This is a genomic window from Pseudomonas sp. HN2 (genome assembly GCF_020736465.1).
GTDB classification, from domain to species: domain Bacteria; phylum Pseudomonadota; class Gammaproteobacteria; order Pseudomonadales; family Pseudomonadaceae; genus Aquipseudomonas; species Aquipseudomonas moraviensis_A.
In genome coordinates this window covers 807,501-824,769 of sequence record NZ_CP085885.1, presented here as the reverse complement: position 1 = coordinate 824,769, position 17,269 = coordinate 807,501, and the positions used below count along the sequence as shown (strand labels likewise).

At 60.7% G+C, this 17,269-nt stretch carries 9 protein-coding genes and 2 rRNA genes (1 of these 11 running past the window's edge); 1 reads left to right on the top strand and 10 read right to left on the bottom strand.

The window, feature by feature from the left end; genetic code table 11:
• Positions 1–1,125: 1,125 nt before the first annotated feature.
• Together mmsB and LIS66_RS03450 are read right to left on the bottom strand one after the other, a co-directional pair.
• Positions 1,126–2,013, bottom strand: a complete 888-nt coding sequence (gene mmsB / locus LIS66_RS03455; RefSeq protein WP_042608810.1) for a 3-hydroxyisobutyrate dehydrogenase — start codon at positions 2,011–2,013, stop codon at positions 1,126–1,128.
• Positions 2,014–2,023: 10 nt separating this feature from the next.
• Positions 2,024–3,550, bottom strand: coding sequence for a CoA-acylating methylmalonate-semialdehyde dehydrogenase (locus LIS66_RS03450; protein ID WP_024011486.1), 1,527 nt, complete (start codon positions 3,548–3,550; stop codon positions 2,024–2,026).
• A gap of 148 nt (positions 3,551–3,698) precedes the next feature.
• Here LIS66_RS03450 and LIS66_RS03445 point away from each other — a divergent pair, with 148 nt between their 5' ends.
• Positions 3,699–4,646 (top strand): LysR family transcriptional regulator, encoded by a 948-nt coding sequence (locus tag LIS66_RS03445; protein WP_042608809.1) that lies wholly within the window; start codon positions 3,699–3,701, stop codon positions 4,644–4,646.
• Here the strand turns inward: LIS66_RS03445 and LIS66_RS03440 are convergent.
• The 8 genes from LIS66_RS03440 to LIS66_RS03405 all read right to left on the bottom strand — a co-directional run.
• Positions 4,643–5,143, bottom strand: a complete 501-nt coding sequence (locus LIS66_RS03440) for an OmpA family protein (protein ID WP_177330608.1) — start codon at positions 5,141–5,143, stop codon at positions 4,643–4,645. The two genes, LIS66_RS03445 and LIS66_RS03440, sit on opposite strands and share 4 nt — an antisense overlap.
• Positions 5,143–6,411: a diguanylate cyclase domain-containing protein gene (locus tag LIS66_RS03435; RefSeq protein ID WP_042608808.1), complete on the bottom strand. Its 1,269-nt coding sequence runs from the start codon at positions 6,409–6,411 to the stop codon at positions 5,143–5,145. The genes LIS66_RS03440 and LIS66_RS03435 overlap by 1 nt, the downstream gene beginning before the upstream one ends.
• Complete coding sequence (locus tag LIS66_RS03430; protein ID WP_042608807.1) at positions 6,408–6,977, bottom strand: YfiR family protein; 570 nt, start codon at positions 6,975–6,977, stop codon at positions 6,408–6,410. The genes LIS66_RS03435 and LIS66_RS03430 overlap by 4 nt, the downstream gene beginning before the upstream one ends.
• A gap of 119 nt (positions 6,978–7,096) precedes the next feature.
• On the bottom strand, positions 7,097–9,205 hold the full coding sequence (gene recD / locus LIS66_RS03425; RefSeq protein WP_227973631.1) for an exodeoxyribonuclease V subunit alpha: 2,109 nt from the start codon (positions 9,203–9,205) through the stop codon (positions 7,097–7,099).
• The gene (gene recB / locus LIS66_RS03420; RefSeq protein WP_227973630.1) at positions 9,202–12,888 is read right to left on the bottom strand and encodes an exodeoxyribonuclease V subunit beta; all 3,687 of its coding nucleotides are present in this window, start codon (positions 12,886–12,888) and stop codon (positions 9,202–9,204) included. The genes recD and recB overlap by 4 nt, the downstream gene beginning before the upstream one ends.
• A complete protein-coding gene (gene recC / locus LIS66_RS03415) occupies positions 12,885–16,337 on the bottom strand; it encodes an exodeoxyribonuclease V subunit gamma (RefSeq protein WP_227973629.1) in 3,453 nt (1,150 codons plus the stop codon). Before recC ends, recB begins: the two co-directional genes overlap by 4 nt.
• A gap of 150 nt (positions 16,338–16,487) precedes the next feature.
• A 5S ribosomal RNA gene (gene rrf / locus LIS66_RS03410) occupies positions 16,488–16,603 on the bottom strand.
• 156 nt (positions 16,604–16,759) lie between these two features.
• Positions 16,760–17,269: ribosomal RNA gene (locus LIS66_RS03405) — 23S ribosomal RNA — on the bottom strand (it continues 2,384 nt past the right edge of the window).

Here is a 17,269-nt window from a genome sequence, read left to right as displayed (position 1 = left end):
AGGAACGCATTCCCATGTAGGAGCTGCCGAAGGCTGCGATCTTTTTCTTCCTGCACAAAAAAGCCGTGAGATCACCTGTGGCAAGGGAGCTTGCTCCCGCTCGACTGCGCAGCAGACGTAACCTCAGCAAATGCGGTTTTTCTGAAGAACCTCATTTGCCGTGGTCAGGTCTGCTGCGCAGACCAGCGGGAGCAAGCTCCCTCGCCACAAAAAACCCTTTCACCTCAGTTTTTTGAACAGTTACTGCGGCTTGCGATAGCTGTTGATGATGGCGGTACAAAAAGCCGTGAGATCACCTGTGGCGAGGGAGCTTGCTCCCGCTCGGCTGCGCAGCAGACGTAACTTCAGCAAATGCGGTTTTTCTGAAGAACCTCATTTGCCGTGGTCAGGTCTGCTGCGCAGACCAGCGGGAGCAAGCTCCCTCGCCACGAAAAACCCTTTCACCTCAGTTTTTTGAACAGTAACTGCGGTTTGCGGTAGCTGTTGATGATGGCGGTACAAAAAGCCGTGAGATCACCTGTGGCGAGGGAGCTTGCTCCCGCTCGGCTGCGCAGCAGACGTAACTTCAGCAAATGCGGTTTTTCTGAAGAACCTCATTTGCCGTGGTCAGGTCTGCTGCGCAGACCAGCGGGAGCAAGCTCCCTCGCCACGAAAAACCCTTTCACCTCAGTTTTTTGAACAGTAACTGCGGTTTGCGGTAGCTGTTGATGATGGCGGTACAAAAAGCCGGGAGATCACTCGTGGCGAGGGAGCTTGCTCCCGCTCGGCTGCGCAGCAGACGTAACTTCAGCAAATGCGGTTTTTCTGAAGAACCTCATTTGCCGTGTTCAGCTCTGCTGCGCAGACCAGCGGGAGCAAGCTCCCTCGCCACAAAAAAAACCTTTCACTTCAGTTTTTTGAACAGTTACTGCGGCTTGCGATAGCTACTGATGATGGCGGCACAAAAAGCCCTGAGATCACTCGTGGCGAGGGAGCTTGCTCCCGCTCGGCTGCGCAGCAGACGTAAATTCAGCAAATGCGGTTTTTCTGAAGAACCTCATTTGCTGTGTTCAGGTCTGCTGCGCAGACCAGCGGGAGCAAGCTCCCTCGCCACAAAAAACCCTTTCACCTCGGTTTTTTGAACAGTTACTGCGGCTTGCGATAGCTGTTGATGATCGCCGAGAAATCTTTCCCGCCATCACCACGCTGACTCATCGCCTGATACAACTGCTGCGCCACCGCGCCGAGCACCACCGGTTGGTGCGCTTGCCGCGCTGCTTCCGTCGCCAGCCCCAGATCCTTGAGCATCAGCTCCGCACCGAACCCTCCGGTATAACCGCGCGAGGCCGGGGCAGTTTCGACGATGCCCGGCCACGGGTTGTACATCTCCGAACTCCAGCAGCGGCCGGTCGAGCTGTTGATGATGCCGGCCAGTACGCCGGTGTCGATCCCCAGCGCGTCGCCCAAAGCCATCGCTTCACTGACGCCGACCATCGAGATCGCCAGCAGCAGGTTGTTGCAGATCTTGGCGATCTGGCCGGTGCCGACTTCACCGCAATGCACAATGTTGCGGCCCATCTGCGCCAGCACCGGTTGCAGGGTGGCGAACAGCTCCGGAGTGGCGCCGACCATAAAGGTCAGGGTCCCGGCCGTCGCACCGCCCGTGCCGCCGGAGACCGGCGCATCGGCCATGGCCACGCCTTGCTTCGCAGCAGCCGCTGCGACGTCGCGGGCGGTCTGCGGATCGATGGTGCTGCAATCCACTGCCGGCACGCCTTGGCGAATGCCGGCGAGCACGCCCTCTTCACCCAGCCAGACGCTGCGCACATGCACCGCGGCCGGGAGCATGGTGATCACCAGTTCGGCATCTTCCGCCGCCTCGCGCGCCGAAGCGCGAATGGTGCCGCCCAGTTGCTCCAGTTCGGCCAGCACGGTTTTGTTCAGGTCGACCAGGTTCAGCGAGTGGCCAGCCTTGATCAGGTTGCGCGCCATCGGCGCGCCCATGTTGCCCAGCCCGATAAATGCGATTTTCATGATCGGATCCTCAGCGCAGGTTGATGGTGGTGTTCACGCCGTCGTTGACGCTGTCGTCATCGAACCAGCGCGCCGTGACCGTTTTGGTCTGGGTGTAGAACTGCACCACTTGCTTGCCGTATGGGCCGAGATCGCCGAGTTTCGAACCCCGCGAACCGGTGAAGCTGAAGAACGGCACTGGCACCGGAATCGGAATGTTGATGCCAACCTGACCGACGTCGATTTCAGTCTGGAATTTGCGCGCCGCCGCACCGCTTTGGGTGAACAGGCCAGTGCCGTTGCCGAACGGGTTGGCATTGACCAGCGCAATCGCCTGATCGAGGGTGTCGACTTCCAGCACCACCAGCACCGGGCCGAAGATTTCCTGGGTATAGATCTGCATGTCGGTGGTCACGCCCGAGAACAGGGTCGGGCCGACAAAGTTGCCTTGCTCGTAACCCGGCACGCTGATGTCGCGACCATCGAGTTCAAGCTTGGCGCCTTCCTTGATGCCGCTTTCGATCAGTTCGAGAATCCGCGCCTTGGCCTTTTTCGAGATCACCGGACCGACATCGGTGCCCGGCTCGCTGCCGGCGTTGACCTTGAGTTTCTGCGCCAGCGCTTTCAGGTCCGGCAGCCACTGTTTCGCCGCGCCCACCAGCACCACCACCGACGTGGCCATGCAGCGTTGTCCGGCGGCACCGAAACCGGCGCCGACCAGGGCATTCAGCGCTTGTTCGCGATTGGCATCCGGCAGCACCACAGCGTGGTTTTTCGCGCCCATCATCGACTGCACGCGCTTGCCATGTTTGCCGGCCAGGTCATAAACATGAGTGCCGACGGCAGTCGAACCGACGAAGGACACGGCTTTGATGTCCTTGTGCGTACATAGGCCATCGACCACATCCTTGCCGCCGTGAACGACGTTGAGCACGCCTGCAGGAACGCCCGCCTCGATCGCCAGCTCCACCAGCAACATGGTCGACAGCGGATCCTGTTCCGAAGGCTTCAGGACAAAGGTGTTGCCGCAAGCAATCGCCATCGGGAACATCCACAGCGGAATCATCGCCGGGAAGTTGAACGGGGTGATGCCGGCGCAGACGCCGATCGGCTGGCGCAGGGTGTAGGTGTCGACACCGCCGGCGACGTTTTCGGCGAACTCGCCCATTTGCAGGGTGCCGATCGAGCAAGCGTGCTCGACCACTTCCAGGCCGCGGAAAATATCGCCCTCGGCGTCGGCAATGGTTTTGCCCTGCTCGGCGCTCAACACGACGGCGATGCGTTTGGAGTGCTCACGAATCAGCGCCTGGAGCTTGAGCATGATGCGCATCCGCGCGCCGATCGGGGTCAGTTTCCAGGTCTGGAATGCGCGCTGGGCGGCGCTGACAGCGGCATCGACCTCAGCGGCGGTGGCGAACGGAACCTTGGCCAGCACTTGCTGGGTCGCCGGGTTGACGATGTCGTGCCACTCGGTGGTCTGCGACTCGACCCATTCGCCGTCGATCAGCAGTTTGACCTTTTGCAGCGTGGTGTCGTTGGGCGTAAGCGATGCGTTCATGCTGGTCTCCAGAACTTGTTTTTATCGTAGGAGCCAAGGCGAGAGGTTCGCCTTGAGATGAGGCGTGTGTCCAGAATGGTTGTCGGACGGTTTTTGGAGTATAGATGTGCAAACTTCTAATAAGAACGCACATATAAGCCCGTCCATCATGCAAAAAAACATCACCTCGCTAGGCTCGCTGAACTGGGACGACCTGAAGTTTTTCCTCGAAGTCGCCCGCACTCGCAAGGCCAGCACCGCTGCCAAACGCCTGGCTGTCGACTACACCACGGTGTCGCGACGGATCAGTTCGCTGGAAGCGGCGCTGGGCACATTGCTGTTCGAAAAGTCCCGCACCAGCGGCTTCGTCCTGACCACCGAAGGCCAGCGCTTGCTCGGTTATGCCGAGTCGATCGAAAGCACGTTGCACATGGCCTGTGAGCAGGTTTCCGGCTCGGGCGTGGCGCTGTCAGGGCACGTGCGCATGGGCTGCACCGAAGGTTTCGGCAGTTTTTTCATCACCCCGCAACTGAGTCATTTTGTCGACGCCTACCCAGCAATTTCGGTGGACATTTTGCCGCTGCCGCACTTCATCAGCCTCTCCAAGCGCGAGGCCGACATCGTCATCGCCCTCGAACGGCCGGAGCATGGGCCGTACGTCTGCTGCAAACTCTGCGACTACCGTTTGCAGCTGTACGCGACCCAGGACTATCTCGACAAACACCCACCGATCCGCCGCCCTGCAGACTTGAGCAAGCATCAATTCATCAGTTATGTGGACGATCTGGCGTTCAGCTCAGAGCTGCTTTACCTGGCCAACGTGCTGCCCGGCGCCAGCGCACATTTGCGCAGCACCAGCGTGATCGCTCAATACGTCGCCGCGCAGCAGGGTCGCTCGCTGGCGATCCTGCCGTGCTTCCTCGCCGCCCAAGACCCGCGTTTGCTGCCGGTGTTGCCGGAGGAAGTCGACATTACCCGGCAGTTCTGGATGTACTGCCGGGAGGATCTGCGCAAGTTGAAGCGGATCACCTTGTTGTGGGATTACATCCGCGAGGTGACTGAGCGCAATCAGGCGTTGTTGATGGGGGAAACGCGGGAGATGCGCTTTGCCGATTAGTCGGCGCTGACCACAATCGACACCCGGCGGTTTTCCGTACGTCCCGCTGCGGTGTCGTTTGAGGCTACCGGTTCGCTGCTGCCGAGGCCTTGCAGCTGGATGTTTTCCTGCTTCATGCCGACCGTGCCGAGGACGTTGGCGACGCTCTTGGCCCGACGCAGGGACAGTTGCTGATTGTAGGTTTCCTTGCCCGACGCATCGGTATGGCCATCGACGCGCACCCGCTCGATACCCACGCCGAGCAGCGCCTTGCCAATGCGTTCGACGATTTCCGTGCTGGGTGCGTTCAGGCTTTCGACATCGCTGCCAAACAACACTTTGCCCGACAGGCCGAACTCCCAGCCGTCGTCGGTCAACTCGAAACCCTGCTGTTTGAGCACAGCGACCTGCGCCGGTGTCAGGCCTTTTTGCGGGGCGGTCTGGCAACCGCTCAGCGTCAGCGCGGCGATCAACAGCAATGCGGAAAAAAGTCGAACGGGAAGAGTGAACACAGACATCAGCTCCTGGTGTGAACGGAATCAACCGGGCGCTCCGACCCGGCCGTGAATTGCGCGCCGCGTGACAGGCGCTTGGCCTGATACATCGCCGCGTCGGCTGCGTTGAGCAAGGTGCCCGGCGTGGCACCATGATCGGGGTAGACGGCGATGCCGATACTGAGCGAGGTCACCACACTGGTGTCGCCCGGCAGGGTGATCGGCATGTCCATGCTGGCGAGGATCTTGTCAGCGATGTGCTCAGCGTCTTCAACGGTGTGCAGCGGCGCGAGCAGCACGGCGAACTCGTCGCCGCCCAAACGCGCGACCAGATCGTCCTCGCGCAATTGCGCTCGCACCCGATTGGCAATCGCCACCAGCACTGCGTCACCCGAGGCATGGCCGAAGTTATCGTTGATGCCTTTGAAGCGGTCGCTGTCGAGAAACAGCACGGCAATCCGCTCGTCGTGTTTTTTGCCGTTGCGCAAGGCGCGGATCAAGCGGCCTTCGAAAAACGCGCGGTTGGGCAACCCGGTGAGGCTGTCGTGGGTCGCTTGATGGGCAAGGGTTTCGTTTTCGTTTTGCAGGTGGGTCTGCCAGGACTCGAGTTCGCCGAGCAAGGCATTGAAGTCGTTGCCGAGATTATCCAGTTCGGCGATTTGCGCCGGCGGCACGCGCCGATCCAGCGCCCGTTCGCTGCGGGCGGCGTGAGCGACGGAGGCGAGGCTGTGCAATGGACCAATGATTGCGCGCAGTTGCCGTCGCGCCAGATAGAGCGCGACCCAGGCGCTGATCGCGGTGCACAGCACAATCCCGGCCAGGCCGCTGAGCAGAAAACGCATCAGGCTGCCGCCATGACCGATGAGCAGGACGCGACCGATTTCACGGTCCTGATGTTCGATCGGCAGGCTGACCGGTTTTTCCAGAATGGCGCGGGCGATCCGCATTTCCAGCTCGGAGAACAAGCCGGTTTCAGGGCGCTGCCATTGCGCAATCAATTGGCCTTGCGCGTCCAGCACTCGGGCATCCGCCACTTCCTCGCTGGCGGCGATGATCGCCAGCGCCTCGGTTGCCGCCGCTTTGTCGTTGAACACGACGGCTGCTTCGACGGTGTAGCTGATCGAACGGGCGATCAAGTGCAGGTTGTGATCGGCATACACCCGCAGCGCCAGCACGCCCAGCAAGGTCAGCGAAACACTGGCCATCGCCACCGCTACCAGCGCCACAATCAAATGCCCACGGCCAATGACCGAGCCCAGGGTCGGGCGAGCCTTCCAGCTGAACAGCTTCATGGCGCCGCCGCTTTGCGACGGGACAACTGCAACACGCTGGGGTGAATGCGCACGCCGCTGCGAGCCACTGAGTCGAGATTGACCTCGAACGACACTTGCTCATCGCCGACGCGCAGGCAAAACAGACTGCCGACGGTGCATTGATCGTCGGCTTCGCTGATGCTCAGCACCGGATGCCCGATCAACGATGCGAACAGGCGACTGCGTTCATCGGCGGTGAGCTTGCCGATGTACACCGCGTCGCACTCGTTGACGATGGACGGGTTGTTCGCCAGCAGACGACGCACCGCCACCGGCCGGCCACTGGCTTGTGTAGTGCCTTTGACCAGGTCATCGGTGTATTCGGTGGGGCCGACGATGCACAGGCGCAACTGCGCTGGCTCCACTGGCCAGCGTGCATAACTGAGGATGCCAAGGACCACCTGCGTCACCGCTTTGGCCCGTTGCTCGGCGGGCCCGGTTTGCGCTTGTGCGATGGCGCTGCCCGTCAACAACCAGAGCAAAACGATCAGCAAGGCGCGTTGGCAGGCAACCACACGCTCTGTCGTCCGGACGGCGACCTTCATGCAGGGATTCTCTTGGAGCGTAACGAAATGATGCCGCAACGATAGCACAGCCTCGAAACGCCAGCGAGGCGCCTGCCCCTGACCGGTTGGTCAGCAATCGTTGCCTATCATTCAGCGCTTCATTCCCGGGGCTCGGTGCCCTCCTCCAGTTCCAGCATCAGCCCGCTCAGACGCTTGACCTTGCGCTGCACCGCCTCCTCGAACACACCGGCACGCGGCTCGATCAAGGTGAACCAGTACCGGGCGCGAGTGATACCGGTGTAGATCAGCTCTTTGGTGAGTACGGGGTTCAGCGCATCCGGCAGGATCAGCGCCGTGTGCGCGAACTCCGAGCCCTGGGATTTGTGCACCGTCATGGCATACACGGTTTCGACGTCATTGAGTCGACTCGGCAACACGAAGCGCACGCTGCCCTGACCATCGTTACGCGGGAAGGCCACGCGCAGAACCGTTTTGCCGATATCTGGCCCGTCGCGCTCGGGCAGTTTCAGGGCGATGCCAATGTCGCCGTTCATCAGGCCCAGACCATAGTCATTGCGTGTCATCAGCACCGGCCGACCTTCATACCACTGCTGATCGCTCTCGATCAGCCGCGCCTTGAGCAACGCGGCGGTGATGCGCTGGTTCAAGCCTTCAACGCCCCATGGGCCTTTGCGCACGGCGCACAACAACTGGAACGTATCGAACGCCTGCAAGACTTCCCGGGCCCAATCGGTCCAGTCCGCATGCTCAAGTGGCCGCGTCGACGGTGGACGCTGGTCGCGCAGGACGCTCAGGTAATGGCGGTAACCTTGCGGGCCGTTGCCATGACCTTCGAGCAACAGGCGTTCAAGCTTGTGATCATGCTCACCCTTGAGCGGCAGCGAATACACGTCTTCATAGCCACCGGTAGCGAGCAACTGCCGCGCCTCGTCGGCCGATTGCTGGTTGACCCGCCGCGCAAGCTGACCGATGCCGCTGCCCTCGCCGAAGCGGCGCGAGTGACGCAGCATCACCACTTGTTGCGCCAGCGGATGGGCGCCGTCGCGGTCTTCATGCAAACCGCTGCCTTGCAATGACTCGCCGCTGACTGACTCCAGCCATTGGCGCGTCTGCGGGCTGTACCAACCGCCCTCGGCGTCACGGCACAGATCGCCCAACACCGCACCGGCCTCGACCGAGGCCAACTGATCCTTGTCGCCCAGCAATACCAGCCGAGCATGGGCCGGCATCGCATCGAGCAAATTGGCCATCATTTCCAGGTCGATCATCGAAGCTTCGTCGACCACCAGCACATCCAGCGGCAAGCGGTTACCGGCATGGTGACGGAAGTGTCGGGTCCCCGGTCGACTACCGAGCAGACGGTGCACGGTGGTGACATCACTGGGGATAGCCGCGCGCACCGCTTCGGCGACTTGCAGCGATTGCACTTGCTGGCTGATCGACTCGGTCAGGCGCGCGGCGGCTTTGCCAGTCGGTGCGGCCAGACGAATGCGCAACGGATGGCCAGCCTCTACGGCCGGTGCCTGCAGTAATGCGAGCAGCCGCACCACCGTGGTGGTTTTACCGGTGCCCGGGCCGCCGGTGATGATGCTGAAGGCGGTGCGCGTGGCGAGTGCACAGGCGAGTTTTTGCCAGTCGATGACAGCCGCAGATTCCGCGCCGCCGAACAATTCATTCAGACGCTGGGGCAGATCATCTGGCGTCGGTTCCTGCTGCATCAGCCGCTGGCGCAACGCGGCATCGATGCGGCGCTCGTACGTCCAGTACCGGCGCAAGTAAAGGCGTTTCGAGGACAGCACCAAGGGTCGTGTGTGCGCCGTATCCCTCGCGTCAGCGGCCAGGGCCACCAGCGAGCTGCTTGCCAGCACTTTGCACCAATGGGCCCCGTCCAGCGTTTCGAGAAGTTGCGAAGGCAGCAACAAAACACCGCCCTGCACATCGCCTTCCGGCGGCAGCGACAGTGCAAAATCCGGCGCCTTAAGGGTCTCGAACAGGTCCAGACACACATGACCATGCCCCAGCTGGTGGCTGGTCAGCGCCGCCGCGAGCAGCACCAGCGGATCGGTCTCGGGCTCGAGTTCGTGCAGGAAGGCGACAAAGGCCCGGTCAAGCGCACGCAGCCAGCCGCGCTCGACCCAACGGCTCAGCAATAACAGCAAATCATCGGCGCGGGTCAGCGGCGAGAGTTTCGACAGGCTGTCCGCTTCCAGTGGTGTCGGCAGCAGATCGGCGAATGTGCGGCTCATAGCAGGACTCCCTGTTCCCAGGCGGGTTCGGACTTGGGTTCGGGTTTGCCCTGGAACATCCGGTCGAGGCGTTCGATCAATTCCCGTGGCGGGCGCACGAAGTACACCCCGCGACTCTCAGCACGCGTCCCACGCAGGAAAAGATACAGCGCCCCACCGACATGCCGGTCGTAATCGTAATCCGCCAACCGCGCCTTCAACTGGCGATGCAATGCCAACAGATACAGCACATATTGCAGGTCGTAACGGTTGTCGAGGATCGACTGCTCCATGGCCTGCACGGTGTAGGCCTGATCATCGACGCCGAGCCAATTGGATTTGTAATCGGCGACGTAATAACGGCCAGCGTGCTCGAAGGTCAAGTCGATAAACCCCTTGAACATGCCGTTGAGTTGCACTGGCTCCGCCGCCACGCGGGCGACGCCATTGTGGGTGTGCTGGCGCACTTGCTCGTCGAGTTTGAGCACGTCGACCTTGTGGCTGGCGAACCAGAATTCCATCTCGACGCGGTATTGCTTCAGTTGCTCGAAAACCACCGGCGGTTGCCCGCCCGCGATCGGCAAAGGCGACTTGAGCAAATGCTGCAGCCAGTCAGTCAGCGTGGTGATCCAGCCTTGCCAGCCGCGCAGGTTGCAGCGCCGGGCAATCGCATCCTCCAGCGCTTCGCGGGTAACCGCAAAACCTTCAGCGCCCGCCCATTCGAGCAAGCCATGCAGAAACGTGCCCGGGTTGGGGCCACGCGGGAAGCGGTGAATATCGGCGCCACCGCTGGTGATTTCGCGTGGCGCGTCGGGGTCGAGGCGCTCATCGTCAAAGAGCTTTTGCGCCTGCGGACTGTCCGGTGCTTCATCGCTACCGACGCTCAATACGTCGCTGATGCGCAGAGCGCTATAGGAAGCGATCCACCAGTTTTCACTGGCTTTGCGCTTGGGCCGTAGCGTGGCTCGCAGGACCGCTTCATTGCGCGGCGGCTGGTAATGTTCGTCAGTAGGCTGAGGCATTTCGCCGATGTCGATCGCCGGACAGTCTTGCTGCAGCTCTTGCAGCCAACGGTTCAATTCGCTGGACTCGCCCAAAGCAGCACCGCCCCCCAGCAAGTAACCCAACGCAGACAGGTGCAGCACCGAGCTGTTGTTATTGCCGCGTTTCAGGTCAGTGACGCCCAGCCAACAGGCATGTTGCGCACGGGTCAATGCGACATACAGAAGACGCAAGTCTTCGGCCAGACGCTCATCATCAGCCTGGGTGATCAACTCGTCGGTCGGCTTGAGGCTGATCTGTGCTTTGCCCGCAGCATCGTGGTAATGCAACGGCAAGCGACTGCCATCCACCGGTTTCGCCGAACAAACGAATGGCAGGAATACCAGCGGATATTCCAGCCCCTTGGATTTGTGGATGGTCACCACCTTGACCAGTTGCTCGTCGCTTTCCAGGCGCAGAATCTGTTCTTCGCCGGCCTGACCGGACAGTGCCAGCAACTCGCCCAGATGGCGGATCAACGCTTGCTCACCGTCGAGTTCAGCAGCGGCCTGCTGCATCAGCTCCGACAGGTGCAAAAGATTGGTCAATACGCGCTCGCCATCACTGCGCTGCATCAGGGTCTGCGGCAAGTGGAAATCGTGAAGCAGGCGGCGCAACATCGGCAACACGCCCTGTTTGCGCCAGAGCTCGCGATAGCCGCGGAACTGCATGACCCGGGCTTCCCAGACCATTTCGTCCTGATTCAGGCGCTCCAGCTCGATCAGTGGCAGGTTCAGCGTGGTGCATGCCAGCGCGGCCTTGAGCGAACGCTCGACATCGGGTTCGGCGCAAGCCTTCAGCCAGGCCAGCAGGTCATGCGCCTCTTGCGCGGCGAAGACCGAGTCCTTGTCCGAGAGATAAACACTGCGTACCCCGCGGGCGGCGAGTTCAGCTCGCACGGCTTGGGCTTCTTTACCGTCGCGGACGAGAATCGCGATGTCCGAAGGACGCAAACCTCTGAAGTCGTCTGCCTGGATGAACCCAGCGCTGCCGGTTTGCCCGCCATTGAGCAGTGCGGTGATTTGACTGGCACAGGCCGCGGCCATTTGCTGGCGATAGACTGCGCCGGACAGCGGTTGATCGCTCGGCAATAACCAGACATTCAGCGCCGCGACGTCTTGCCCGGCGATCTGCAGGGTTTCCTTGCGTCCCTGGGACTCGACGGGAAGGAACGGCACCGGGTTTTCCCCGGTTTTCTCGCGAAACAAAAACGCGCCGCGTCCCTGTTCTCGGGACTCGGCGCGTTCGAATACGTGATTGACCGCTGTCACCATACCGTGGCTGGAGCGGAAGTTGGTGCCGAGCGTATGCAAGCGGCCGGTAGTGGCCTGACGTGCGCGCAGGTAGGTGTAGATGTCAGCTCCGCGAAAGGCATAGATCGCCTGCTTGGGGTCGCCGATCAGGAACAGGCCGGTGTCAGGATGGTTGTCTTCGATGCGGTAGATATTCTCGAAGATCCGATATTGCACCGGATCGGTGTCCTGGAATTCGTCGATCAGTGCCACCGGAAACTGCTCGCGGATCAGCGTCGCCAGACGCTCGCCGCCCTCCGATTGCAGCGCGGCATCCAGACGCAGCAACATATCGTCGAAGCCCATTTCCGCGCGGCGACGCTTCTCTTCTTCAAAGCGTGCACCGACCCACTTGGCGGCGTGTTGCAGAACAGCGGCATCCGGCGTCGGCAAAGCATCGAGGCTCGACTTGAGGCCGGACATGGCGTCCAGCCCCGGATGGCTCGGCGCCTGACCTTTCCAGGCCTCGGCCATGCCATCAGGTGTCAGTCGAGTGAAGCCGCTGCCAATGTCCAGTTGCTCGAGCGACTCGTCTTCGGCCCAGGTCTTGAGCTTCTCGAACCAGGGCTCGAAATATCGCGCCTGCATCTTGCGGCCATCGACGGCTTTGCTGGCCACGCCTTCCTGGCAGAGAGCAAGCAGCTCGTCTGCCCAGGCACGCCAAGGCATTTTCAGCTCGACCAACGCCGCTCGACGCTCCAGCAAACATTCAGCGATCAGGTCCGCCGGCACCTTGCCTTCATCGGTATCACGCTCGCTGGCGAACAAGCCGCGGACCCGAGGCAACAACGCTGCGGGGCCCCCCCAATTACTGCGCACCCAGTTGAGCGCGTCGCCCTGCATCGGATAGCAAAACAGTCGCCAGTAATCGCGCAGCACTTCGCCAAGCAAATCGCTGTGATCGGTTTCCAGCGACTGCGTGAACAGGCTGCCGCTGTCGAACGCGTGCTCACGCAACATGCGCTGACACCAGCTGTGGATGGTCGAGACGGCGGCTTCGTCCATCCACTGCGCGGCGATATCGAGGCGGTTGGCGCAGCCCGACCATTGCAATGGATCGAACTGATCGCGCAGTTCGCCGATCAGTCCGTCAGGAGCGGGAATCTCGTCGCGGAAAAAACGCGCAGCCTCGGCCAGGCGGGTTCGGATGCGCTCACGCAGCTCTTTGGTGGCAGCGTCGGTGAACGTCACTACGAGGATTTGCGGCGGCAGCAATTCGCGCGCGAAACCGCTTGTCTCGCCGCCATGGCCGAGAATCAGCCGCAGATAAAGCGCCGAGATCGTGAAGGTCTTGCCGGTGCCGGCGCTCGCTTCGATCAACTGACTGCCGCGCAACGGGAAGGCCAGAGCCAACGGTGTCCTGGTACTCATGAACGTGCGCCTTCGTTGGACAAGGAACGCCAGGGCGCTTCGAATAATGGGCGGTATAGCGCATCGCACCAGCCGGTGAAGGTTTCGTCTGCCAACAATGCATCGAAGTCGGGATATTGTCGGAGCAGCGCCGGGCTTTCGCGCCGCTCGCCGTCGCTGGTCTGGCCGTCACCCTCATAGGCTTTTCGCGCCGCGGCTTCGGCTTTGATCGGGTCGGACTGCGACAGCCAGGCGAATGCGGTTTTTATCGCAATCGGCAAGGGCTGGCGCATGCCGGTTTGCCAGGCGAGCAGCAGGTCACCGAGGAACCGCAGCGCTCGGTCTCGCTCCATGGGTTCAAGCAACAATGTGTCGTCACTCGCGACCAATGCTGTGGTCAACGCATGCCCGCTGGCGCAGGCGACCAGATGGGTGACCCACGGTTTGATCAGCCGGTGCCACTTGCGCGTTTTGATCGAGCCGATGCTGTTCGGAATGGTCGTGACTGACAGCAGGCCGCCATCGGCGCGCTGGTGCAGACTTGCGAGCCATCCCTCCAGACGCAGCTCCCGCAAGTCGAGACTGACCGGGATCGCACTGGTCAACGGCGTCGGCCATAACGTCAGCAACTGTTGATAACGCTGCAGAAGATCCGGCAGCGGTTCGATCAGTTCACGCTGCAGGCATTCGCCGAAACCGGCCATAGGCAGCAGACCACTGTTTTGCAGGCGCAGCGCCCGGGCTTGCAGTGCCTGATCGAAATCATCCGGCTGGTTAAGTGCGGCTTCCAGCAAATTGTCGCTCAGCGTGTAGCGCTGCAACGCGTCCAGCACGAAAGGTTCTTCATCGGCCAACGGCGCTTGCGCGGCCTCGAAATAGACCTTGAGTCGTTGGGTGAAAAAATGCCTCACCGGGTTGCGCAGAAAATCCTGCAGTAAAGCCAGCGTCAGCGGTTCTTCCTGAACATACGGCGCGAGCAACGGCGTCTCGTTTTGATGCACTTGCTCTTGATGCAACACTTGCCACTCGCTGGCGTAGCTGAACAGTTGCTCGCCTTCGTGGAAATAGCGGGCGCTGAAAGGTTGTAGAGGATGTTCTTCGGTCAGCGCTTCTATCAGATCCTGACTGGGATCGATTGAACGCCAGCCGCTGGCGAGGTGATCGCGCAACTGGCCGATCAACACCGAGGCGGGTCGCTCACTGTTGTCACGGATGCTGCGACCTACCCAACTGATGTAGAGCTGATTGCGTGCAGACAGGAGCGCTTCGAGCAGCAGGTAGCGGTCATCTTCACGCCTTGAGCGGTCGCCAGGGCGGTAATCGCTGCCCATCAGGTCGAAATCCAGTGGCGGTTGGGCGCGGGGATAATCGCCGTCGTTCATGCCCAACAGACAGACCAGTTTGAAAGGAATGGCACGCATCGGCATCAAGGTGCAGAAATTTACCGCGCCGGCGAGGAATCGTTGCGATAAACGCCCCTGATCGAGCCCGGCGAGCCAGGCTTCGCGAACGACAGTCAGCGGCAACTCGTCAGTCAGCCCCACTGCCTCGCAGGTCTCGAGCCAGGTTTCGCGAAGCTCTTCCAGCTGGGCCAGCAGGTAGTCGTCATGCTCGTTGCTGGCCTGGAAGAACACCTGCATCAGCGCCTGCAAGCGCAGACCCCACTCCTTCGGTTGAGCTGGTTGGGTGAGTTGCTGGTGAGCAATTTCCAAGGCATCCAGCAGCGCGACAAGCGGCCCGATCAAGGCAGCGTCAAGCCCACCAATTTCGTCGTAAGGCTCGATCCCGGCACACGCGTCGGCACTGCCAACGGCGTAACCCAATAGCATTCGGCGCAGGCCGAAATGCCAGCTGTTCTGCTCCAGTTCTTCAGGAAGGCCGAGGCCGGCACGTTGTTCAGCACTCATGCCCCATCGCACGCCTGCGCCTTCGATCCAGCGGTGCAGAGTTGGCAGGTCGCGTTCCTCTACACCAAACCGAGCACGCAGGGCCGGGACATCGAGCAGGTCGAGGATCTCGCTGACCGGGAAACGACTGTCCGGAAGTTTGAGCAGGTGCTCGACCGCGATCAATAGAGGGTCGCGTCCACGTTGGCCCTGATCCGCCAGTGTGAACGGAATGAAGCGTGAGTCATGCCGATCGAGCTGACCGAAAACCGCACGGATATGCGGCGCATAGCTGTCGATATCAGGGACCATGACGATCACGTCTCGGGGGCGCAGATCCGGGTCTGCGCTGAACCGCGCCAGGAGTTGATCGTGCAGGATCTCGACTTCGCGCTGGGCACTATGCGCGATGTGAAAACGGATTGAATGGTCTTGCGTTGCATCGACCGCTGGCCAGAGTTCGCGCGTCTCGTTGAGCGGACGCAACTCGAGAATGTCGTCCTGCAGCTGGTTAAGCATGTTGTGTGGTTGATTTTCGCTGAACAGGTCGATGCGTCCGTCACGAAAGGCTGCGCGGTAGCTGTTGGGATCGTCGTAGCTGTCGAGCAGGTTGATGTAGTCGCGACCTTGCTTGCCCCACGCGGCCAATAGCGGATGCGCGTGCTGATGCAGGGTCTCGGCATCGAGCACAACGGGCATTCCACTTTTGCGCTGCTGACGTTTGTACTGATGCCGCAGCAGATCCTTGTCGGCGACGATATCCGCCCAGTGATGGCGGCAAGGGTTGTGTACGCAAAGCAGTACCTGGCTGAAGCGAGCCAGACCGGCGAGCGCTTCCAGTACCTGCGCAGGCAACGAAGAGATACCAAACACAATCACGCGCGGCGGCAGCGCAGCCGGGGCCTTGTCGAGTGTGTTGATGCGCTCCATGAAACGTTGATGCACGCCTGCGCGACTCTGCGCCATGCCTTGTTCGCCTACATCATTCAGCAGCGCTCGCCACAACTCTGCCTGCCAGCAACTGGTCGGCTGCAGCGGCTTTACTTCACCTCTGACATTGCGCAGTTGGTGGCGGCCTTCCGCCCAGTCCTCCAGCCAGTCGGCCCGATAAACCTGATATTGGTCGAACAGATCCGCGAGGCGCTCTGACAACTGGTAGCGCTTGCGCAGATCGGTGTCGTGGGTGAGGAAGCGTTGCAGCGGTTCGAAATGTGGTTGGTCGATTACCTGTGGCAAGAGACGCATCAGGCGCCAGGTCAGCGGGGCTTTATCGAGCAGGGATTTCGCCGGGATCTCTTCTCGTCCCAGCACCATTCGGTAGAGCTGCCACATGAAACTGCCGGGCAATTGCACATCAATCGCTGCCGCGATCCCGCAGCCGCCAAGGTCGTCGTCTTCGGGATCCTCGGCCAGTGCCAGCTTGAGCCACTGAGCAATGCCGTTGCTTTGCACCAAAGCGATTTCGTTTTCCAAAGGTGCCAGTGGATAGCGCCGCATGATGCTGACCACAAGGCTGCGCAGTTCATCGAGACTGTTGCTCTGAACCACCATGAATGCAGCGTTGAGGGACTGGGCGTCCGACATATAGATTCCTTGGAAAATCAAAGCCGAGGCAGAACCTTAGCATTGTCGGCAGGTTGTGACAGCCGGACGAGGTCTGCGAAGGTTGTAAGAACTTTCTCGCAGGCAAAACAAAACCCCAACTGCTTTCGCAATTGGGGTTTCGGAATTTAATCTTGACGATGACCTACTCTCACATGGGGAAACCCCACACTACCATCGGCGATGCATCGTTTCACTGCTGAGTTCGGGATGGGATCAGGTGGTTCCAACGCTCTATGGTCGTCAAGAAATTCGGGTACTGAGTCGTGCCCAGAGGGCCTCGCTTCAGCAAATTGGGTATGTGACAGCTGTCGGTGTTTGTGCGCTTCGAACTTTCGGTTCATTTCGTCTTCACACACCGCAATCTGGTGCCTTCTCAGGTCAGCAAATTGCTTGGGTGTTATATGGTCAAGCCTCACGGGCAATTAGTATTGGTTAGCTCAACGCCTCACAGCGCTTACACACCCAACCTATCAACGTCGTAGTCTTCGACGGCCCTTCAGGGAACTCAAGGTTCCAGTGAGATCTCATCTTGAGGCAAGTTTCCCGCTTAGATGCTTTCAGCGGTTATCTTTCCCGAACATAGCTACCCGGCAATGCCACTGGCGTGACAACCGGAACACCAGAGGTTCGTCCACTCCGGTCCTCTCGTACTAGGAGCAGCCCCTCTCAAATCTCAAACGTCCACGGCAGATAGGGACCGAACTGTCTCACGACGTTCTAAACCCAGCTCGCGTACCACTTTAAATGGCGAACAGCCATACCCTTGGGACCGGCTTCAGCCCCAGGATGTGATGAGCCGACATCGAGGTGCCAAACACCGCCGTCGATATGAACTCTTGGGCGGTATCAGCCTGTTATCCCCGGAGTACCTTTTATCCGTTGAGCGATGGCCCTTCCATACAGAACCACCG